This is a genomic window from Brevibacillus sp. BD137, from assembly GCF_041644655.1.
GTDB lineage: Bacteria > Bacillota > Bacilli > Brevibacillales > Brevibacillaceae > Brevibacillus > Brevibacillus brevis_D.
Genome location: NZ_JAOTNO010000016.1, coordinates 112,853 through 133,797 on the forward strand (window position 1 = coordinate 112,853; position 20,945 = coordinate 133,797).

The 20,945-nt window shown below is 48.3% G+C and carries 20 protein-coding genes, 1 tRNA gene and 1 other annotated feature; of the genes, 2 read left to right on the forward strand and 19 right to left on the reverse strand.

The features are described from left to right. Window positions 1-32 precede the first annotated feature (32 nt). Window positions 33-635 carry a hypothetical protein gene (locus ODZ53_RS25850; protein WP_372681034.1) on the reverse strand — a complete coding sequence of 201 codons (603 nt, stop codon included), beginning with the start codon at window positions 633-635 and terminating at the stop codon, window positions 33-35. A 332-nt stretch (window positions 636-967) separates the two neighbouring features. Between ODZ53_RS25850 and ODZ53_RS25855 the strand changes: the two genes are divergently transcribed. Then, window positions 968-1,534, forward strand: coding sequence for a recombinase family protein (locus tag ODZ53_RS25855; protein ID WP_372681036.1), 567 nt, complete (start codon window positions 968-970; stop codon window positions 1,532-1,534). A 287-nt stretch (window positions 1,535-1,821) separates the two neighbouring features. Here ODZ53_RS25855 and ODZ53_RS25860 read toward each other — a convergent pair whose 3' ends face one another. The 18 genes from ODZ53_RS25860 to guaB form a co-directional block, all read right to left on the reverse strand. Next, entirely contained in the window at window positions 1,822-2,034 is a 213-nt protein-coding gene (locus ODZ53_RS25860; RefSeq protein ID WP_372681038.1) for a hypothetical protein, read from the reverse strand. A 96-nt stretch (window positions 2,035-2,130) separates the two neighbouring features. Then, window positions 2,131-3,150 (reverse strand): tyrosine-type recombinase/integrase, encoded by a 1,020-nt coding sequence (locus tag ODZ53_RS25865; protein WP_372681040.1) that lies wholly within the window; start codon window positions 3,148-3,150, stop codon window positions 2,131-2,133. 147 nt (window positions 3,151-3,297) lie between these two features. Next, window positions 3,298-3,374, reverse strand: a tRNA-Arg gene (locus ODZ53_RS25870). A gap of 176 nt (window positions 3,375-3,550) precedes the next feature. Further along, window positions 3,551-4,555, reverse strand: a complete 1,005-nt coding sequence (locus ODZ53_RS25875) for a histidinol phosphate phosphatase domain-containing protein (RefSeq protein WP_372681042.1) — start codon at window positions 4,553-4,555, stop codon at window positions 3,551-3,553. Beyond that, complete coding sequence (locus tag ODZ53_RS25880) at window positions 4,549-5,349, reverse strand: DeoR/GlpR family DNA-binding transcription regulator (protein ID WP_372681044.1); 801 nt, start codon at window positions 5,347-5,349, stop codon at window positions 4,549-4,551. The genes ODZ53_RS25875 and ODZ53_RS25880 overlap by 7 nt, the downstream gene beginning before the upstream one ends. Next, entirely contained in the window at window positions 5,333-6,352 is a 1,020-nt protein-coding gene (locus ODZ53_RS25885) for an ABC transporter ATP-binding protein (protein WP_372681046.1), read from the reverse strand. Before ODZ53_RS25885 ends, ODZ53_RS25880 begins: the two co-directional genes overlap by 17 nt. After that, window positions 6,352-7,140 (reverse strand): ABC transporter permease, encoded by a 789-nt coding sequence (locus ODZ53_RS25890; protein WP_012683806.1) that lies wholly within the window; start codon window positions 7,138-7,140, stop codon window positions 6,352-6,354. The genes ODZ53_RS25885 and ODZ53_RS25890 overlap by 1 nt, the downstream gene beginning before the upstream one ends. Next, window positions 7,137-7,982, reverse strand: coding sequence for an ABC transporter permease (locus ODZ53_RS25895; protein ID WP_372681048.1), 846 nt, complete (start codon window positions 7,980-7,982; stop codon window positions 7,137-7,139). Before ODZ53_RS25895 ends, ODZ53_RS25890 begins: the two co-directional genes overlap by 4 nt. A 60-nt stretch (window positions 7,983-8,042) precedes the next feature. Continuing rightward, window positions 8,043-8,852, reverse strand: coding sequence for an alkaline phosphatase family protein (locus ODZ53_RS25900; RefSeq protein WP_372681050.1), 810 nt, complete (start codon window positions 8,850-8,852; stop codon window positions 8,043-8,045). Continuing rightward, window positions 8,842-9,939: an ABC transporter substrate-binding protein gene (locus ODZ53_RS25905; protein WP_372681052.1), complete on the reverse strand. Its 1,098-nt coding sequence runs from the start codon at window positions 9,937-9,939 to the stop codon at window positions 8,842-8,844. The genes ODZ53_RS25900 and ODZ53_RS25905 overlap by 11 nt, the downstream gene beginning before the upstream one ends. Before the next feature lie 191 nt (window positions 9,940-10,130). Further along, window positions 10,131-11,420, reverse strand: a complete 1,290-nt coding sequence (aceA, locus tag ODZ53_RS25910) for an isocitrate lyase (RefSeq protein ID WP_064202286.1) — start codon at window positions 11,418-11,420, stop codon at window positions 10,131-10,133. Window positions 11,421-11,446: 26 nt separating this feature from the next. Continuing rightward, on the reverse strand, window positions 11,447-13,054 hold the full coding sequence (gene aceB / locus ODZ53_RS25915; protein ID WP_372681055.1) for a malate synthase A: 1,608 nt from the start codon (window positions 13,052-13,054) through the stop codon (window positions 11,447-11,449). A gap of 60 nt (window positions 13,055-13,114) precedes the next feature. Continuing rightward, the gene (locus ODZ53_RS25920; RefSeq protein ID WP_242466764.1) at window positions 13,115-13,282 is read right to left on the reverse strand and encodes a hypothetical protein; all 168 of its coding nucleotides are present in this window, start codon (window positions 13,280-13,282) and stop codon (window positions 13,115-13,117) included. Between the two features lie 192 nt (window positions 13,283-13,474). Further along, window positions 13,475-14,755, reverse strand: coding sequence for a serine--tRNA ligase (serS, locus tag ODZ53_RS25925; protein WP_012683800.1), 1,281 nt, complete (start codon window positions 14,753-14,755; stop codon window positions 13,475-13,477). A gap of 53 nt (window positions 14,756-14,808) precedes the next feature. Next, window positions 14,809-15,034, reverse strand: a binding site (T-box leader). A 128-nt stretch (window positions 15,035-15,162) separates the two neighbouring features. After that, window positions 15,163-15,738, reverse strand: a complete 576-nt coding sequence (gene pdxT / locus ODZ53_RS25930; RefSeq protein ID WP_372681057.1) for a pyridoxal 5'-phosphate synthase glutaminase subunit PdxT — start codon at window positions 15,736-15,738, stop codon at window positions 15,163-15,165. A gap of 10 nt (window positions 15,739-15,748) precedes the next feature. Further along, a complete protein-coding gene (gene pdxS / locus ODZ53_RS25935) occupies window positions 15,749-16,633 on the reverse strand; it encodes a pyridoxal 5'-phosphate synthase lyase subunit PdxS (RefSeq protein ID WP_064202291.1) in 885 nt (294 codons plus the stop codon). Window positions 16,634-16,739: 106 nt separating this feature from the next. Further along, window positions 16,740-18,056 carry a D-alanyl-D-alanine carboxypeptidase family protein gene (locus ODZ53_RS25940; protein WP_372681060.1) on the reverse strand — a complete coding sequence of 439 codons (1,317 nt, stop codon included), beginning with the start codon at window positions 18,054-18,056 and terminating at the stop codon, window positions 16,740-16,742. A gap of 187 nt (window positions 18,057-18,243) precedes the next feature. Further along, window positions 18,244-19,704, reverse strand: a complete 1,461-nt coding sequence (guaB, locus tag ODZ53_RS25945; RefSeq protein ID WP_199928703.1) for an IMP dehydrogenase — start codon at window positions 19,702-19,704, stop codon at window positions 18,244-18,246. Window positions 19,705-19,870: 166 nt separating this feature from the next. Between guaB and ODZ53_RS25950 the strand changes: the two genes are divergently transcribed. Then, window positions 19,871-20,884, forward strand: coding sequence for a YaaC family protein (locus ODZ53_RS25950; RefSeq protein WP_372681062.1), 1,014 nt, complete (start codon window positions 19,871-19,873; stop codon window positions 20,882-20,884). Window positions 20,885-20,945: the final 61 nt, after the last annotated feature.

Genomic DNA, 20,945 nt, shown 5'->3' on the forward strand with positions numbered 1-20,945 from the left:
CCTCGTAATGAAGGACAGCGGTTTTTGTTTGTTTATTTGAATCGATCTTCGGTAACGATCTTCACGTAACCGACATTCTCCGGGTTCCCCCCAACGTCCTTTACCGCACGAACGTTATAGAAGTCGTCCACGCGACCGAAGTCGAGATACAGCGGATTTTCCCTTTCCGGCTTCAACCCGTCCTCTACCGTTAACCCAACCGCACGCATCGCCTTTATCGCGTCATCCGGATACTTGAATGCCTCAGACGGGCGTACTTCGATCCTGGCCGCGACCCCTTCGATAAACATAACGGACAAGGCGCCTACCGGTGTTTCGTATGAATTGCGCACAAAAGGCGTCTTCTCTTCCGTAGATAACGACGTCCATTCACCGGTTTCTGTCGCATAGGGTACGCGGAACATCGCAGTTATGTCTGCTTCCGATTTACCTGCGATGGACTTGACTGTAAACTCTGATCCGGATGCGGTCTTGGGCGGAGCTTCCACAGGCTTGGCGGGCTCGTCTGTGCTTCCCAATTCTATGCTCTGCTTGAGACTCTCCGGTAACGATTCCAAATTTCCGTTCGTGTCCTTAAACTCGCTACATCCCGTTAGTATCACGAGAACTGCGAGTATGTACAATGACCGCTTCATGACGAACCCCCACTTGCATTAATTTCCTAATTATACCATAATAACGCGTGTTTAAGGTGAACACTCGTCTTTTGTGCAACCAGACAACTGACCCAAGAGATAAAATTTTTGTGCGCGAATTTTTGCACCCCGAGTCATTTTTGGTGCCGCGCGACCTATATGGCTCTGACCGACAGGTATCGGACCCCCGCCTTGGGGCAAATCGTCCCAATAGGGTACACCCAAACGGTACACTCGCGGCATAACGTAGTATCAATGGTTCGTACCGTCCCATTTACATATCCCAAAATATACGGTACACTATAAGCAAATGATGTGGGAGGCGAATTGCCGTGATCTATGGATATGCGCGTGTATCAGACAAGGACCAAAACCTCGACACACAACTAGACCAACTACAACGAGCAGGAGTCGACGAGATCGTACAGGAGAAGGTAATAGGAGTCGCGAAGAAAAAGAACGTACTGGACGCCCTTATAGAACGTATGGAGCCCGGTGATACACTCGTAGTCACCCGTATGGATCGTTTCGGACGGAATGCGTTACAGATGCTACAGCTCGTCGAAGAGTTCCAGGAACGCGACATAAACTTCGTAGTCCTCGATCTGAACATAGATACACGGACGCCGACCGGAAAGTTCATCCTAACGGTCATGGCCGGATTCTCCGAACTGGATCGCGCGTACATAAAGGAGAAACAGCGTAATGGCGTAGAGCTCGCGAAACAGGCGGGTAAGTACACCGGACGCGTCAAGAAGTATACGGATAAGCATGCGGGCTTAAACGAGGCAATCGAAATGTACAAGCGTGGAGACACCGTAAGTTACATATGCGACGTAACCAAAATCGGCCGATCATCGCTATATCGCGAGTTGGCTGCGCGAGGTATCGAACGTTAGACGTCAGAAATGGCGTCTTTTTCGTTGATACCCGAGGTGCGAAGGCGTACGTCCATCCCGAGCCTCCAGCGGATGAAAACGGCCATTTTGTGCGGAATTGTTCAACCGTGCGCCATCGCTTTATCACGTTAAAACACGATAGTGGCGCGGATTCCCCGGCTCGCGACCGGCATTTGCTTCACCGGACTAAAGCGCACAATCAAAAAAACGCCAGTCCATAGACTAGCGTCGTTTAGCGGCACGAAACCGCATGATCGTAAAGCAATGTATAAATCGTTAAAACCGCGTCACGACATCGTTTTGCGGTCATTTTCCGCGATAGACTCCGATTTCCGATCTGTACCGGTCTTATTGTCTGGTAAGCTGGTTACGTAAAGAACATCCTCCCATAGTAGGTCTATAGCAAATGAAATCGCGTCAAATATCTCTTCATGCGAATAGTCCCGATTAGGGTCCTTCACAGTCTTGAACTCAATCTGCCACTCCTTACGTTTTCCCATAGCATTCCCTCCGATTGTTGTTATTGTGCTCACTATCATCATTTAGTCGTCCGCGTATCCTCTTAGGCATTTGGCTAGGGTCACAGCCACCTAAGACTAGCGTCGTTTACCTGTGCGAAGTCTCATTATTGGTGAATACTGTGCGTGTTGCTCCTTTAGATCGTCTTCTGTCATCTGAAAGTATTTACGCGTGGTAGACAGGCATTGGTGGCCGAGGATGCGCTGCGCAATATACACATTTCCGCCGTTCATTAGGAAATTGCGCGTCCATAGGTGGCGCAGTCCGTGAGGTGTGACCTTCTTGTCGATGCCCGCCTTTTCCTTATACATGTGCAATCGTCGCCGGAAAGTGTCCGGTTGGTACTGTAGTCCTGCGTTAGTGAGGAACACATACTCCGAATTGAAGTACGCTTTACTCTCCGTAACAAGCTCGTACAGCATTTTCGCAACAGTGTTCGATAGTGGAAGGACTCTCGGTCGCCTATTCTTGTTTTTCGATGCGGGTAGCGTTATAGTCCGCGACTTGAAATCTACCTCCGTTATCTCTAGCCCGCATACCTCCGTAACGCGCATTCCGGTATCCAAAATCAGGTACATAGCCGCTAAATCGCGCCACTGTGCGTACTCTTTCGTGTCAGGAACTGCGAGCAAACGCTCGACCTCGTCGTCAGTAAGCGGATCGAACGTATCTTCGTCCACCTTCATCAGCTTAACGTTATTCATTGGGTTCGCGTCGACAATTTCCTCGCGAAAAAGTGCGTTGAAGAACGCTTTCAGGAACCGAATTCGTACGTTCACCGTGTACGGGGAAAGCCCTACCTCTCCTGTCCGCTCATTAACGTGTTCTTCGCGTATGTACACGATATAGCTGCGAATGATTCCGGTAGATACGTCGCTCACCAACGTCGTACTAGGAAACTCGCGAATCAGCCACTTGCGAAATTGACGCATTATCGGTTCGTATTCCCCGAACGTTCTAGGCCGCACGCCTTCCGCCTTTTTCAGCGATAAGTATAATTCAAACGCCTGGTCGATCGTATAGTCATATCGGCGCATCTCACTCGATTCGCGCTGCCGCTGCCTTACGATTGCTTTGCCTTTCCGAGCATCTGCCAAAACAAAAACGCCTCCTCACGTTGGACTCGATGCCAAGAACGTGAGAAAGCGTACATACAGTCGCGCCCATCTACGGTAATAAAACTGTGTGCTAACGGAGTAGCCTACCGATAGACTAACGGGCTATAAACGTTGATTTAATAACGATGGCGTCCCCGAGAGGATTCGAACCTCCGACCTACAGTTTAGGAAACCGTTGCTCTATCCTGCTGAGCTACGGGGACAAGTATGATTTGCGACAAAGAGACTTCTTCTGACGCCGCACCTACATTCTTATTATATGTGTTTATCCATTTTTCGGCAAATACAAGTCGGATCTAAAGACAACAAAAAAACCTTGGCATTCCAAGGTCTTTTGCATCTCAATCCTATTTTGTTCAAAACATGCTGTTTTTCACAGTCAAGCATAGTAGATTGGCTTCATGATCCGTTGACGACCGGAAAAAGTGGCAATCTCCGTTACCCCCATTGAATCGAGGATCTCCAGATTCACCGCTACATATCTGCCAATATCATCGGGAAAGTGCGCGTCGGACGAAAGTGTCAGTGGAACACCATGCGCCACCAAAACGTCGAGGAAGGCGGGACTCGGGCACATTTCCTGAACAGGATAGCGGTAGTACAAGCCCGCATTGATTTCGGTCGCTGTATCCGTTTCCTTCAAAGCAGTTGCGATTCGGTGGTAATAAGGAACAAGCCCCAATTCCTCTGGACGATAGGAGAACACTTTCAGATTGTCCAGATGGGCAACAAAATCAAACAAGTTGCTCCTGATCATGGACTCAACTGTGTGGAAAAAGTCCGCGTATAGCTGTTTCAGGTCATACTGCTCAAACAGATGGCGAGTATCGGGATTGTCAAAGCCCCATCCTTGCAAAAAATGAACGGAACCGATCACATAATCCCACGAAGCACCTGCGAGCAAGCTTTCCAATTCTGCCTCCCCGCCAATAAAGTAATCCGCTTCGATCCCCAACCGTAACTCCACACCGCTTGCCGACCAACGCTGCTTTGCTTCCTCAATAGCGACACAAAAGTCACTGAGGCTCTCAGTGCATACTTGATCAAGCCACGTTCGCTGCAAACGACCCAACTCGGTGTCCCCCAGCTCCATATACCGTTCAAAGTAAGGACGGGCTTCACGAAAGCGGTATAAATGATCGACGATCCCCACTTCCTTCAAGCCTTTGTTTAACGCTTCACGTAAATACAGATCGATCCATGATGGGTCGTATGCCCCCAAAGACATGCGGTTATTTAATCGCGCAAGACTACCCAGTAGCCAGGCCCGGGTATGTCGAGGTTCAGTTAACGGATAAAAATGGTCGAGGGCCATATTGGTACGGTCAAGCCAACGCAATGAAAAAGGCCCTTCTTCTAGATGAAGATGATAGTCGATCAACATGTGAAATCTCTCCTTCCCGGATGTTCGCTTATCCAGGTAGTTTGCATACCAGACGATAGCCATTCATCCGGCATCGGCTGGTCACAAACAACCGCGCTGACATCCTGCCAGCCGCAAATACGGAAAAACTGCGTTTGGCCGATCTTCGATTTGTCTCCCAATACATAGACTTGCTCTGATCGCTGTACCATCATGGTCGAGCACAGCGTTTCTTCCATATCATAATCGGTGAAGCCATCAGCCGTGATCCCTCCACAAGAAATGAACGCTTTATCAAAATGAAAACGAGAGAGCAGCTCGCAGGTAAACGCCCCAGCAACCGATTTTTGGGCCGGATGGGTCAGCCCCCCCAGCATAATGATCTGACCATTGAATTGATTGACTTCCAACAGCTCGTTTAGTAAAGAAGCGGCAGGGAGCGAATTCGTGACAATCGTTAATTGATTGAGGCCCTTGATAGCACGTGCCAATTCCAGTGTTGTCGTCCCGACATCGAGCGCGATAGTATCCCCGTCAGACAAAAGTTCTGCCGCGATCTGCCCGATTTTCGTTTTTGCCGTCTGTTGGATCGCCTGTTTCTTTTCAAAATGCGGCTCGCGTTTCGCCAAATGATAAGGGATCGCTCCTCCGTACACTCGTTTTAACAAACGCTGCTGCTCCAACTGGTCCAGATCACGTCGTATGGTCTCCGGTGTTACTGCCAGGGTTTTAGCTAGACTCATCACCTGAATTTTACCGTGACGGTTCAATTCGTCGAGAATCACTTGCTGTCGTTCTTCAGGCAATAGTGTCATAAAGCGGAATCACATCCTTGGGACTTACATACAATGTTTTTGTTGTGCCTATCTGCTCCTGCTCAAAGGACAAGTGAAGAGTGTCCACCAGTATAGGAACATCACCAATATTCAGCTCATAACGGGTAATGTTTCCGAGCATGGTTACCTGAGCGATATTCCCGGTCAAACAGATGTCCTCCCCATTCAAAGGCTGCTCACGAAACGTCTCCGGACGGATTGCAAAACGTTCAACTGCCGGCTTAGGCAAATTAGGCGTAATTCGGGTAAGCTGTTCGGCAGTCAGCACGTTGTAATTGCCAATGAAGCGAGCGACAAATTCAGAACGAGGTTGCGTGTAAATCTCTTGAGGACTGCCGTGCTGAACGATTCGTCCGCCATTCATGATGTAGATGCGATCACTGACAGCCATGGCTTCTTCCTGATCGTGAGTAACCAGCACAGTCGTCATGTTTAACTCACGTTGGATGGTGCGTAGCTGCTTTTGCAAATTTTTACGAATCTGGGCATCGAGCGCACTAAGCGGCTCATCCAGCAAAAGCACTTTTGGCCGGGTGACCAGAGAACGGGCGAGTGCGACACGCTGCTGCTGACCACCAGACAATTCACGTGGGTAAGCCTGCTCCTTTCCCACCAATCCCACCAGCTCAATCATTTCCTGGACACGCAGACGAATCTCCGTTTTCGAGATTTTGTTCATTTCAAGGCCAAAGGCAATGTTTTGACTGACCGTAAGATTGGGAAAGAGCGCATACGATTGAAACACCATGCCGATCTGCCTGTTTTTTGGCGACACGTCCGTCACATCTTTGCCGTCAATGTAGATCATGCCTGTATCAGGAGCCGTCAAACCACTGAGGATGCGTAACAGCGTACTTTTGCCACACCCGCTAGGGCCAAGCAAGGTAACCAGCTCGCCTTTTTCAATCGCAAGATCGAGTTGCTGCAGCACGTGTTGACCGTGAAAGGTTTTGGACAAGTGTTCGATTTGGACGTAACTCATCAGGGGACCTCCTTGCGTGCGAAGCTTCGGCGCGTGAATTTTACAACCAGGCCAGTGATAATAGCCATCAGGACAAAATAAGTGACCGTAATCGCGCTGGCGACATGTCCACTTGACGATAGCTTGGCGTACAGATACATCTGTAGGGTTTCATACCTTCCCCCCACCAGGATGTTAATCAATACGAATTCACCGAACAAAATGGAGAACGACAAGAGTGAGGACACGAAAATTCCAGACATGATATTCGGAACGATAATCCGTACGAACGCCTGCCAGTGGCTCGCGCCCAATAGCTCGGCTGCCTCCATCAACGAACGCGCCTGCATGGCAAGCAGGCTATTGCGCGTTCCCTGATAAAGATACGGAAGCAAACCGACCAAATACGCTCCCGCTGTGATGATCACCATGGGAATTCCGTTTCCTGAATAAGTCCGGATTAACCCGACCGCCATAATGACACCCGGAACGGCATAGGTCAGCATCACCAAAATCTGAACCAGCCTCTCCATCCGGGGAGCGTAGACGATAATGGAGAATACAGCAGGAACAATAATGACGACGGCAACGACTGTCGTCAGAAAGCTGAGCAGAAAGGAACGCCCGAATGCCTGCAAGAATCGGGGATCTGCATACAGCTCCGCAAACCATTTTCCTGTGAGTCCTTCCGGCAAAACCGTGCTATTCCACTCTGTTGCCAGTGAGTAAAGGATGGTAGCAGCTACTGGCAAAAACAAATACAGCATGACCAACGCAAACGACAAGGATGGCAAACTGATCCGCTTCAAGATAAATCCCTCCGAATCTTCCGCGTCAGCCACTCGTTCACGATCAGGGCGGCGGCAAGCGTCAGGCCAAGCAGTACTGCGAGTGCGCTACCTAGCTCGGGTCTTGCAAAAATGTCGCCAGATACTAGCGCACCAATCCGAATGGGCACCAGATTGTAGTTACTCCCGGTGAGCGCGTAGGCAGAAGCATAGGCACCCATTGCATTGGCAAACAGAATGCTGAATGTGCCGACGATACCCGGAAGGAGTACCGGAAACCCGATTCTCAGCCAAAACTTCCATGGACTTGCCCCAAGCAGCTCGGCCGCTTCCATCCATTGCTTCTGAATGGCGTTGTACAGGGGATACAAAAGCATTACCGCCAGGGGCAGTTGAAAATAAATATACACAAGCGTCAAGCCGCTCCACGAATACAGAGTAAAGGACTGACCAAAATCAATCCCCAGTTGCCTCGCTAGCAAAACAAACAATCCACTGTTTCCCAACAGGACAATGAAGGCAAAAGCGAGCGGAATCCCCGCAAAATTGGAGGTTAGATTGGTAATGACAAGCACTCGCTGTTGCAGAGCCTGTGGGAAACGGGTAATCGCATAGGTGGCAAAAACAGCAACGACGATTCCAATGAGGGCAGACAGGAACGAGATGAGCACACTGTTCTCAAAAGCCTGCAAGTAATACGGATTTGAAAAAATCTCACGATAGTGACTCATGGTAAAACCGCCGCCCCCCTCGGCCTGAAAGCTCCCTCCAATCATGGAAAGCAACGGGACGAGAAGAAACAGAGCGATCATTGCAAAGAACGGAATCGTCGTGACCCAAAACATACTGACAAATCGTTTCATCGCAAAAGCTCCTTTCTTAGAGGAAAAGACGCCCCCTTAGGGAGACGTCTTGCTCAGCCCTCATACGTTCAATGGCTGCATCTCCTTCGAGGGTGAGATGCCGAGCAAATGGCAGGCAAGCGGAGCCACCTGCAATTGCGGAATTGCCTCCTCGCGAATACCCGGAGATATCAGGTTGCTGATGACAAACAAGGGAACGTCCCGGTCAGCGCTAGAAGTGCCACCATGATTTCCATCGGCTGTCATCCCGTGATCGGCTGTCACGATGATTTGATAACCCGCATCGATCCACGTAGGAAGCACATTTGCCAGTATCGAATCTGCCGCTAGAACGCGATTTCGATATCGTGCGGAATCAGCCGTATACTTATGTCCGTCATCATCGATATTCATGGAGTGGACGTAAAGAAAATCTGGATTGTATCCATTCAACAAAAAGTTGGCGTCAGCAAACAAGTGTGTATCCGGATAGTGATCTTCCCAGTAGAACATCCCGTTTTGTATCGGCTTGTCGGAGTTCAATTGGATTCGGTCGTGAAACGGATTGAATGGAGCCTTGTTATATAGCTCGCTTACCCAGCCATAAGCGGCAGCAGCGTTGGACATCCCGTTTTTCCGCGTCAGGTGAAAGAGACTCTCCTGATGCGAAAGCCGAACCGTCTGATTGCTAGAAATACCGTTCTTCCACACAGGAGTTCCCGTTAAAAGAACCTCGTACAAAGGACGAGACAGACTGGGCAATTCCGATCTCACCTGAAAACGGGCTGCAATGCCGTATTCGACTAGGTGATGCAGATACCCCATGTGCGAGACGGCTGTGTCAAATCTCAATCCGTCGAGCACAATCATGGCGAGCTTGCTAGCGCACATGGATTAACACCTTCTCTTGCCATAACTGCGGCAACTTTTTAGCCGTCTCTTCCCAAGCATTCAAATCGCCCACCGGACGTGCGTTTTTATACATATCATCGGGGAGCAGCATGGCTTTAGCGGATTCATCCAGCTTGGCGTTGGCGCGAATCGGTCGTGCATAGCCGCGAGCCAAATTGGACTGTCCAGCGTCGGAGAGAATATATTCACGAGCCAGCATGGCAGCGTGTGGGTGCTTAGCGTACTTGTTGATTACTGTAGCGTACCCGCTGCTGACTGATGCTTCCTCCGGGATGAGGACATCAAAGCGGTTTTTGTCGATTTTGTCCCGATACCCGAGCGCATTGAAGTCCCACAAGATTGCGACTTCGACCTCACCCTTTTCTAGATTGGCAAGGCTCGGATCGCTCGTACTGAGCCGTTTGCTTTTGGCCAATTCAGCGAAAAAGTCAATGCCGGGCTGAATATTTTTCTCATCTCCCCCATTAGCATAGGCGGCGGCCAAAACGGCAAACTGCGCCTGGTTCGCTTTCATGACATCGCCGATCGCGACCTTGTAGCTTCCGTTTTTCAAATCTGCCCAGGATTTCGGGGGATTTTGCACCTTTGTCTTGTCAGTGATAAAGGCCAGCGTTCCAGTATAGCCTAGCAACCAATGCCCTTCATCATCTTTTGCCCAGTCGGGAATGTCGTTCCAGTAAGAGGTTTTGTAAGGCAGCGTCAGCCCTTTTTGCTTGGCTAACGGTCCAAAAGCGATACCTACATCACCGATATCTGCAGTAGCGTCTTCTTTTTCTGCTTCAAACTTAGCCAATTCTTCTGCGCTCGACATGTCTGTGTCGGTATGCTTCAAGCCGTATTCTTTTCCGAGATTGCTCCAGGTCTCCCCCCAGTTTGCCCACGTGTCTGGCATACCCACGGAGTTGACTTCTCCCTCTCGCTTCGCTTTTTCCACGATTTGATCCAGGGTCAATTGCGACGTATCCAGAGAAGTACCTGATTTCGTCTCGGTGGCACATCCCGCAAGCAGAAAAACAGATGTCATGACAACAACGGTTCGTTTCCAGCTTAACTGGTTCCCTCTCATCTTTAAGGCCCCTTTTCGTTTTTATTTGTGTTTGGTCTTTTGGCTTTTTCTAACCCAATCGTAAACAATCAAAATGAAACTGATATAAATGCGTTGTTAAAAAGCTATTAAGACTCTATGAAAAATAGAAGTGAACGCAAAAAGTGGCCCTCTGAATACCAGAGAACCACCTAGGCCTTCGTTTTTCCTCTTTAATTGTGAGCAAATTGCTCCTCTTCCGTTGACCCGCTGAGGGCAGTCGTAGAGGAATTGCCGCCAGAGATGACCTGCGCAATCTCATCGAAATACCCGGTACCCACTTCACGCTGATGACGAGTGGCCGTATAGCCATGGACTTCGCTATCGAACTCAGACTGCTGCAATTCAGAGTAAGCAGCCATTCCGCGGTCACGATAGCCGCGCGCCAGTTCAAACATGCTGTAATTCAGGGAGTGGAAGCCAGCGAGCGTGACAAATTGGAACTTGTAGCCCATCTCGCCGATCTCTTCCTGGAAGCGAGCGATGGTCTGTTCATCCAGCTTCTTTTTCCAGTTGAAAGAAGGAGAGCAATTGTAGGCTAACAGCTTACCCGGGTATTTGGCATGAATCGCCTCTGCAAAACGGCGTGCTTCCTCCAGATTCGGCTCAGAAGTCTCGCACCAGATCAAATCTGCATAGGGAGCGTACGCAAGGCCACGCGCAATTGCTGCATCCAATCCGCCGCGTAGACGGAAGAATCCTTCTGCTGTTCGTTCACCCGTCAGGAATGGTTTATCCTGCTCGTCGATGTCGCTGGTGATTAGGAAAGCGCCATTGGCATCGGTACGCGCTACGATAATTGTCGGGACTCCCATCACATCTGCCGCAAATCGGGCGGAAATCAGATTACGTACGGCTGCCTGCGTCGGAATGAGTACCTTTCCGCCCATATGGCCGCATTTTTTCTCAGAAGCGAGCTGGTCTTCAAAATGCACGCCTGCTGCGCCTGCTTCAATCATACCCTTCATCAATTCGAAGACGTTCAGTGGCCCACCAAAGCCTGCTTCTGCGTCTGCTACGATCGGAGCAAACCAATGCGTGTCGGTACCTCCCTCTGATTGATCGATCTGATCCGCCCGTTGCAATGCCTGATTAATTCTTTTTACGACTTGTGGAACACTGTTTGCCGGGTAGAGGCTTTGATCAGGATACATCTGACCAGACAGATTGGCATCGGCCGCTACCTGCCAGCCACTCAAATAAATCGCTTTTAATCCTGCCTTTACCTGCTGAATCGCTTGATTCCCGGTCAAAGCCCCCAACGCTTTAATATGATGCTCGGTATGCAATAGTTCCCACAGACGCTCTGCTCCCAGACGAGCTAGCGTATGCTCGATTTGTACGGAACCGCGCAGACGAACGACATCTTCTGCCGTATACGGGCGTGTAATCCCTTGAAACCGCTCCCCCTGCCAGCTTTGCTCCACCTGTTGAATCGCGTCTTGCTTGTTTACTTTCGTCATTTTCATTTCCCCCACTCTTTTTATTTTTACAAATAGCGATAACCCGGTACCGTTAGGAAGTCTTCAAAATCTTCTGTCGTTACCAATTGCAAGAACAGATCACCTGCAATCGTATACTTGCTGTTGTCGTACCTCTCCTGACCAATTACTTGCTTGATCGCTTGCAGCTCCTCACTCAGCCACTGCTTCACCAAGCCTTCCGTCACCTTTCTACCATCCTGCAAGACTCCGTGACGATGGCGCATCCATTGCCAGACCTGTGCCCGCGAAATTTCTGCTGTAGCCGCATCCTCCATCAGATTGTTGATCGGCACAGCCCCAGAGCCTCGCAACCAAGCCTCGATGTACTGCAAGCCTACGCTTATGTTCGTACGGACGCCCGCTTCTGTAATCGTGCCCTCTGGGACTGCCAGCAGGTGACTAGCAGATACGTCTACGTCTTCACGTTTGTACCAAATTTGGTTCGGCTCTCTCATCAGGCGATCGAACACTTCCATAGCTACTGGTACTAGCCCAGGGTGAGCAACCCAAGTCCCATCATGTCCATCGTACGCTTCCCGCTCTTTGTCAGCCCGCACTTTGGCGATGGCTTCAGCATTTTGTACCGGGTCATTTTTCACCGGAATTTGTGCCGCCATTCCACCAATGCAAGGCGCCATCCGTTTATGGCAAGTCTTCACGGCCAGCGTGGTGTATGCTTTCATGAACGGAACGGTCATAGTTACTTGCGCACGATCCGGCGTAATCACATCAGGCTGATTCCGCAGCTTTTTGATATAGCTGAAAATGTAATCCCAACGTCCGCAATTCAGTCCTGCACTATGCTCGCGCAGCTCATACAGAATCTCATCCATCTCAAAAGCTGCGAGAATTGTTTCGATCAGTACTGTCGCCCGAATTGTACCGCGTGGAATATTTAATTCATCCTGCGCGAAAAGGAAGACGTCGTTCCAGAGTCGAGCCTCCAAGTGGCTCTCCAGTTTCGGTAAGTAGAAATACGGTGCTGTCTGATTCGCGATAAGAGCATCTACGTTGTGGTAAAAGTAAAGTCCGAAATCAAGCAGGCTGCCGGAGATCGGCTTTTGATCGAGGAGGATGTGCTTTTCTTCAAGATGCCAGCCACGAGGACGCACGATCAAAACCGCTGTCTTTTCATTGAGGGTGTATGATTTGCCTTGTGGACTGATGTAAGAGATATTGCGGCGTACTGCATCCTTCATGTTGATTTGGCCTTGGATGGTGTTCTCCCAGGTGGGTGAGTTCGCGTCCTCAAAATCAGCCATGAACAGCCGAGCACCCGAGTTCAGTGCATTGATGACCATTTTTCGGTCACCCGAAGGTCCTGTAATCTCCACCCGTCTGTCCTGCAAATCTTTGGGCAATGGAGCAACAGTCCAATCTCCTTTACGAATGTCCGCTGTTTCCTGTAGAAAATCCGGCAGTTGACCTGCATCGATTTGCAATTGACGCTCCACGCGTTTCGCCAACAATTGTTGTCGTCTGTCGCCAAACCTTTGCTCCAGCTTCATCACGAATTGAATCGCTTCTGGTGTCAGGATATCTTGATAACCAGGGTGCATCTCACCGGAAATCTGCACCTCCAGCGGATATGGATTCGTTGGTACGGTAGTCAAAACAGCTCCTCCTCCCTCAATTCAAAGTTATTATGGTACAGATTGATAAAATTATTTTTATTATATAACAGTAGTGACAAAAAAAATGTCCTTACTCCTGATACCCGCTGCCACTACAATGACTGCAGCATACATGCCCGTCTCCCAAGCACTTATGGCAAGCCGCTCCGTTGGCATCACGACCAACGCCTCCACATCTTGGGCAATTTTGTTCTCCGTTTCCTTCACACCGATAGCAGTCCATTCTCCATTCCTCCATTTCTGTATTAAAACAATATTCTTAAAATTTGTTTTTATTATATAACAGAGATTAGTACAGTGCAACACGTTTTTTAAAAAATTTCGTCTGTATTAGTACACAATATAAAACAGCCCTTGACCCGTTATGGATCAAGAGCTGCTTTTTAAATCTCTCGGTTATTACTTCGGTGCGATCTTGTCTACTCCGCCCATGTATGGACGAAGAACTTCTGGAATCACGATTGCTCCGTCTGCCTCTTGGTAGTTCTCCAAGATCGCTGCTACTGTACGTCCAATCGCCAAACCAGAACCATTCAATGTATGCACAAATTCCGGCTTCGATTTCGTATCGCGACGGAAACGGATATTGGCACGGCGTGCTTGGAAATCTTCAAAGTTCGAGCAAGACGAAATCTCACGGTACGTGTCGCCACTCGGAATCCAAACCTCGATGTCGAATTTCTTCGCAGCCGTAAAACCAAGATCGCCTGTGCACATGCTAAGAACACGGTATGGTAGTCCAAGCAGTTGAAGTACCTTTTCAGCGTTTTTCACCAGCTTGTCGAGTTCGTCATAAGACTCTTCTGGTTTCACGAATTTCACCAGCTCAACTTTGTTGAATTGATGCTGACGAATCAACCCACGCGTATCACGACCGGCAGAACCCGCTTCCGAGCGGAAACATGCGCTGAAAGCAGTGTAGTAGCGAGGGAGATCCGCTCCATCCATGATTTCATCACGATGCATATTGGTGACTGGCACCTCTGCCGTTGGAATCAGGAAGTAATCTGGTCCCTCGATTTTGAATGCATCCTCTTCAAACTTAGGCAATTGACCCGTTCCCGTCATGCTCGTACGGTTGACGATAAAAGGTGGGATCACTTCTTCATAGCCATGCTCGTTCGAGTGCAAATCCATCATGAAGTTCATCAGTGCGCGCTCCAAACGTGCGCCCAAGCCTTTATAGAAAACAAAACGGCTTCCTGTTACTTTTGCCGCGGTTTCAAAATCGAGGATGCCTGCTTGGCTAGCCAGCTCCCAGTGAGGCTTAATCTCGAAGTCAAACGCACGTGGCTCTCCCCATGTCCAGGCAATCACGTTATCGTCTTCTGTCGTACCGATCGGCGTGCTTTCATGTGGAAGGTTCGGGAGGCTCAGCAAAATGAACTCCAGCTGTTCATCCAGTTGGCGCAGCTCTTCATCCAAAGCCTTGATGCGCTCATTTACTTCTTTCATTTCCGCGATCAGATGGTCTGCATTTTCCTTATTGCGTTTCATAACCGCTACTTGCTCGGATACCGTGTTACGCTTATTTTTCAACGCTTCTGCTTCTTGGATGACTTCGCGACGCTTTTCATCTACTTCTACGAATTGATCCAACGCAGAAATATCTTCATTACGGTGAGCCAAACGGCGTTTTACTTCTTCTAGATCCTGGCGTAATACTTTTACGTCCAACATGTGTAAATCCCTCCGAATCGTATTGAAAAAAAACAAAAAACACCCGTCCCCTGGTAAGGGACGAGTGTTGTATACCCGCGTTGCCACCCTCGTTGACACATGCAGTAATCCTTCGTGCATATGTCCACTCTTCCGTCATAACGGGACGGTTCCGGACAAAGTTGTTGTTCCTTTGCCACTCCGAGATGGATTCCCTCACATAACCGGATCGGTTCGCACCTACCACCGACTCTCTAGGCCTGGTTCTTGTGAAGTACTTGTTCTCATCATCGCATTCTCATTCATGAATACTATTATTGTTAACTGTACTACAGGTTCTATACGTATGTAAAGACCACCCCACCTCGATCTTTACAGAAAAAAGAAGATCGGCGCCTTTTTAAGGGCCCGATCTTCCGGTATGACAACTAGCTTCTGTATTCCTTAACCATGTCGAGAAAGTATTTGTGCAGTCTTGTATCTTCGGTCAATTCAGGGTGAAAGGCTGCTGCCAAATAGTGACCGCTTCGGGCGACAACAATTTTGTCTTCGTGCTTAGCCAAGACTTTACCGTTCTCTCCCACTTCCATGATATACGGTGCCCGGATGAACACTGCCGGGTAATCTGCCCCCACATCGGAAACAGGCATCAAGACTTCAAAGCTCTCCTTTTGGCGACCAAAAGCATTCCGCTCCACTTTGATATCCATCAAGCCTAAATGGTAATCGTCTTGTCCTTGAATCCGTTTCGCCAGAAGAATCGCTCCTGCGCAAGTTCCGAAGATCGGCTTATTCGCCTTACCGAACTCTTGAACCGCCTCCATGAATCCATACTTGTGCATCAGCTTGCTAATCGTGGTGCTTTCTCCGCCAGGAATGACCAGTCCATCAAGGTCATCCAGTTCTTCTACTCGTTTGACCTGGACAGCTGTGGCACCAACCTCTTCTAGCATTCGCAGATGTTCTGCTACAGCTCCTTGTAGAGCGAGTACGCCGATTTTCATGCTACTCACCTTACCAGCCGCGCTCTTGCATGCGATCAGCTTCACGAATTTTTGAGATTTCGATTCCTGGCATTGCCGTCCCCAAGCCTTTGGATACGCGAGCAATCAGTTCGTAATCCGTGTAATGAGTAGTCGCTTCCACAATCGCGCGAGCAAACTTCTCTGGATTCTCTGATTTAAAGATACCAGAGCCAACAAACACGCCATCGGAACCGAGTTGCATCATCAGGGCAGCATCTGCTGGTGTTGCTACTCCACCTGCTGCGAAGTTTACGACTGGCAGCTTACCTGTTTTGTGTACCTCTTCAAGCAGTTCGTATGGGGCACCCAGGTTTTTGGCTTCCGCCATCAGTTCATCGTAGGACATGGCTTGCACTTTGCGGATTTGGGACATCATCGTGCGCATGTGACGAACAGCCTCTACAATGTTTCCGGTACCTGGCTCACCTTTTGTACGGATCATGGATGCACCTTCCCCAATACGGCGGAGGGCTTCACCCAGATCACGGGCGCCACATACAAACGGGACAGTGAACTCTTTTTTATTGATATGATACAAGTCATCTGCCGGAGTGAGCACTTCACTCTCATCGAGATAATCTACACCCAGAGATTCGAGAACACGCGCTTCAACAAAATGACCGATACGAGCTTTTGCCATAACAGGGATCGAAACAGCATTCAGTACTTCCTCTACAATGCCAAGGTCAGCCATACGCGCAACTCCACCAGCTGCACGAATGTCAGACGGTACACGCTCCAAAGCCATTACAGCAACAGCACCCGCTGCTTCTGCAATTTTCGCTTGTTCAGCATTCACGACGTCCATAATGACGCCGCCTTTTTGCATTTCAGCCATACCTCTTTTAACGCGGGACGTTCCTACTTGTACCATTACAAATACCCCCTACATCATGAGTCAGAACCGAAACTGTTATGCGGTGTTATGGTTCCTGTTACCGTCATTGTAAACGATAGATGTAGGGGAAAACAATAGTTATTTAATTTCCGGTTCCACTGCTAAACAAATTGCTGAAAAACTCTATGATGCTACGGAAGAACAGACGAATCCAGCTCGCTTCCTCTACTGCCTGCCCTGCTACGATATCCACGCCTGCTTTTGCTGCGTCTTCAGGCTGCAAGTAATCCGATTCCTTCATACCTTCTTCTTTCAAAACGATCTTACCGACAACTTGTCCTTGCTGAATCGGTGCGGTTAGCTCCTGGAAGGTAACCGTTGGCGTGTATTTTGCATCCGTACCGGTTTTGGTGATCATATTTACTTCACTGCCTGTAACGACTGGTACAGTTACCTCTACACCGTTTTTCACAGGAGCTGTTTCAAATCCTTTGACTGGTACATTCTTGTCCATTTGTTTTGTGAGTTTGAAATTGCCAAAACCGTAGTCAAACAGTTTTCTCGTCTCAGCAAAACGCTTTGACTCGGTGCTTGCTTTCATCACGACGCTAATCAAACGCATGTTGTCGCGAACAGCCGTACCTGTAAAACAAAAACCTGCTGCATCTGTGTGCCCCGTTTTTAATCCGTCTACACCTGGGTAGTAACTGATCAGACTAGGCAGCATCCAGTTATAGTTTTTCTTTGTCCACTCATTTGGTGTACCTGTACGGAAGGTGAAGATTGGTTTTTTTGAGGTCTCCAACGCATCCGGAAAATCGTGAATCAGCGCACGGGCAAGAATCGCTGAATCACGAGCAGACATCAGGTTTTCTTTTTGATCGGTCTGAACTGAGTATGGACCTAACTCATCGGCTGGCAAACCAGTTGAAGTGACGAACGAAGTATTTTTCATACCAAGCTCTACTGCCTTTTTGTTCATCAGTTCAACAAAGGCTGCCTCACTGCCTGCGATATGCTCAGCCAAAAGTACAGTAGCGTCATTGGCCGATACAATTGCCATCGCTTCGTACAATTGTTTAACCGTAAAGGATTCGCCTAAATTCAAATACACACCAGACGAATCAGAAATTTTAGCGATATAAAACGCATATTCACTTACAGGGACGACATCATCCCATTTCATTTTCTTTTGCTTGATGGCATCATGAACCAGATATTCGGTCATCATTTTACTCATACTCGCAGGCGGAAGTGCTACGTCAGGATCTTTACTATAGAGAACCTTTCCCGTCGATGCCTCAACAAGAATGGCTGACTTCGCTTCCAGTTGTAGATTCGCTTGAGATGCTACAGGGGCAGCTTCCACCTTTGAAACCATTCCTCCCATTGCTGTAGCAAAAACAGCGACAGAAAGGAACAGACCCGTCAATCGCTTTGTCCATGTCTTTCGCTTCATGTAATCTCTCACTCTCCTATTTCTGTCGATTTCATTTTTTATGAAACAAGCACACAATTGTAAGTGTACCATAGGTTGCAGGGTGGCTTGAAGCAAGATTCCCCCTATTTCCATATGTTAGTAGCTAGTAAAAATCCCCTCTCTTTATAAAAGAAAGGGGACGTAGGTCTTCCGTATCATTTTTCGCTTAGGAAATTGAGTAGTTAGGTGATTCTTTAGTAATTTGTACATCGTGTGGGTGGCTTTCACGCAAGCCAGCGCCGGTAATACGAACGAACTGGGAGTTTTGAATCAAATCTTCGATGGTCTTCGCTCCGCAGTATCCCATACCTGCACGCAGTCCACCAATCAACTGATACGTGACATCCGCCAACGGGCCTTTGTAAGGAACACGGCCTTCGATCCCTTCCGGAACGAGCTTTTGTGCGTTCTCTTGGAAGTAACGGTCCTTACTACCGGCTTTCATCGCGCCAATCGATCCCATTCCGCGATATACCTTGAAACGACGCCCTTGGAAAATCTCGAATTCACCTGGGCTTTCTTCTGTACCAGCGAACAGACTTCCGATCATGATCACTGAAGCACCTGCACCAATTGCTTTTGGCAAATCACCGGAGTATTTAATGCCGCCGTCGGCAATAATTGGAATATTGTACTCTCGAGCTACCTGTGCACAATCGTGGATCGCTGTAATTTGCGGAACCCCGATACCCGCTACAACACGAGTTGTACAAATGGAACCAGGACCGATACCAACCTTCACCACAGATGCACCAGCTTCAATCAGATCACGAGTAGCTTGTCCGGTTGCAACGTTTCCTGCGACGATGGTGAGCGTTGGGTATTCTTTGCGAACTGCTTTTACCGTTTCAATTACGCCTTTGGAATGCCCATGAGCCGTATCGATGACTAAAACGTCCACGCCAGCTTGTACAAGTGCTGCTGCACGTTCAAACGTGTCTGCAGATACCCCAACAGCAGCACCACACAGCAAGCGGCCTTGGTTATCTTTTGCTGCATTTGGGTATTGGATTGCTTTTTCAATATCTTTAATCGTAATGAGTCCACGCAGGGTGTTATTCTCATCCACCAATGGGAGCTTTTCAATCTTATGTTGTTGCAGAATCAATTCTGCCTGTTGCAGTGTAGTACCAACAGGAGCCGTCACCAGATTTTCTTTGGTCATAACCTCTTTAATCTTCATGGAGAAGTCATGCACAAAGCGCAGATCGCGGTTGGTGAGAATTCCAATCAGTTTTTGATTCGCATCCACAATCGGAACACCGGAGATACGATATTTCCCCATGAGAGCATTCGCTTCTTCAACGGTATGTTCTTGGGTCAAAGAGAATGGATTGGTAATAACGCCACTTTCAGAGCGTTTTACACGATCTACTTCGCTTGCTTGTTGCTCGATGGTCATGTTTTTATGGACAATCCCGATACCACCTTGGCGAGCCATGGCGATTGCAAGTCCAGACTCCGTTACGGTGTCCATCCCAGCACTGATCAGAGGAATATTCAGCTTCACATTCTCACTCAATTGTACTCGCAAATCAACATCCCTTGGCAAAACTTCAGATTTTGCTGGAATGAGCAATACATCGTCAAACGTTAAGCCCTCTTTAACAAATTTGTCTTCCCGCACAGTTGAAAGCTCCTCTCGGCGAATAGTTTAAGACAGTTTAACAAACTGCTTAATTTACTGTCAAGAAATGAGTATAATGTTCGGTTATAGAATGCATTAGACAGATAAATCAAAAAACAATTAGGGAAACTTAACCATATTACGAAAGTTGGTAAAGGTGGGTAACATGGATAACGCTTGGAAGACATTACGCTATTTTGAGACAGAACCAACTGCACGTAAATACTTGGCTGCCTGCTATCATAACATGGGTGCTGAGCATGCCGAGCGACTAGCATTTCAACAAAGCTCGCGTTTCCTGTATCTCTGGAGACAAGCCAGACATTTTTATTCCACTTCCGCTGTTGCTGACTTGTCCATCCAGCCATTGCTGCTGTTTTATGGCTGCACTCACTTGTTAAAGGCGATGTTATTGACTCGTGATCCGTATTATCCCCAAAACAGTCGTGTTCTGCAACATGGTGTCACGACACGAAAGCTCAAAAGAAACGCCTATATACTTATGGAGGATGAGGTTCGTCCACAAAAGGAAGGTTTTTTTGCACAATTAGCTCACGTATTCCAGCTTACGCCGTTACAAGACCGCTATTCAGTCCATGACCTATTTTCATCTATCCCCAGCGTGAGCGATAGTTACGGAATTGCTACGGATAAACCACGTAACTGGTTAACGCTAAAGATTGCGCATATAAGTCAGAGTGATTTGGTTCGCATTACCTTTCCTGAAAAAACGGACGGGCCATTATCCTATTCAACCGAGACCTTCATTCAGTACATTTGCAGGCTAGCTCCATCTGTTTGTAATTTGGAAAAGCCCTCCTGGGCAAATAACAAAAACAGAAAGGAACTGACCCTTCCTCAGTGTGCCCTGTCTGAACTGGATCAACACCCGTTATTTCGTTTACATCAGAACGTCCTGTTCTTTTGGAATGGTTCTGCCTCTTCTCTACCTCTTCCTGAATGGGCCAGTCATTACTTGCTGCTATATTTACTCAGCATGCTTTGCCGATATGAAACAGAGTGGTGGGGAGAGCTAACGATGTCTCACGGACTTGTTGAGCGATATTTGGTCGAACACTTTTTGGATAATCACATGGATACCTTCCCCTCTGTTATTCGAAAGCAATTTTACCAAAATCACCGGATGCCCCTTCCCTTTTTTCCCTCCGATCCGTATTAAATTTCATGTCACTGCTTTATCTACACGAAAAAACCTTCCTGCCATCATCAGCAAGAAGGTT

Coding starts and splice junctions, on each gene's coding strand:
- ODZ53_RS25850 (WP_372681034.1), bottom strand. CDS start 635: ATGAAGCGGTCATTGTACATACTCGCAGTTCTCGTGATACTAACGGGA.
- ODZ53_RS25860 (WP_372681038.1), bottom strand. CDS start 2,034: ATGGGAAAACGTAAGGAGTGGCAGATTGAGTTCAAGACTGTGAAGGAC.
- ODZ53_RS25875 (WP_372681042.1), bottom strand. CDS start 4,555: ATGTTGATCGACTATCATCTTCATCTAGAAGAAGGGCCTTTTTCATTG.
- ODZ53_RS25880 (WP_372681044.1), bottom strand. CDS start 5,349: ATGACACTATTGCCTGAAGAACGACAGCAAGTGATTCTCGACGAATTG.
- ODZ53_RS25885 (WP_372681046.1), bottom strand. CDS start 6,352: ATGAGTTACGTCCAAATCGAACACTTGTCCAAAACCTTTCACGGTCAA.
- ODZ53_RS25895 (WP_372681048.1), bottom strand. CDS start 7,982: ATGAAACGATTTGTCAGTATGTTTTGGGTCACGACGATTCCGTTCTTT.
- ODZ53_RS25900 (WP_372681050.1), bottom strand. CDS start 8,852: ATGTGCGCTAGCAAGCTCGCCATGATTGTGCTCGACGGATTGAGATTT.
- ODZ53_RS25905 (WP_372681052.1), bottom strand. CDS start 9,939: ATGAGAGGGAACCAGTTAAGCTGGAAACGAACCGTTGTTGTCATGACA.
- aceA (WP_064202286.1), bottom strand. CDS start 11,420: ATGACGAAAGTAAACAAGCAAGACGCGATTCAACAGGTGGAGCAAAGC.
- serS (WP_012683800.1), bottom strand. CDS start 14,755: ATGTTGGACGTAAAAGTATTACGCCAGGATCTAGAAGAAGTAAAACGC.
- pdxT (WP_372681057.1), bottom strand. CDS start 15,738: ATGAAAATCGGCGTACTCGCTCTACAAGGAGCTGTAGCAGAACATCTG.
- pdxS (WP_064202291.1), bottom strand. CDS start 16,633: ATGGTACAAGTAGGAACGTCCCGCGTTAAAAGAGGTATGGCTGAAATG.
- ODZ53_RS25940 (WP_372681060.1), bottom strand. CDS start 18,056: ATGAAGCGAAAGACATGGACAAAGCGATTGACGGGTCTGTTCCTTTCT.
- ODZ53_RS25950 (WP_372681062.1), top strand. CDS start 19,871: ATGGATAACGCTTGGAAGACATTACGCTATTTTGAGACAGAACCAACT.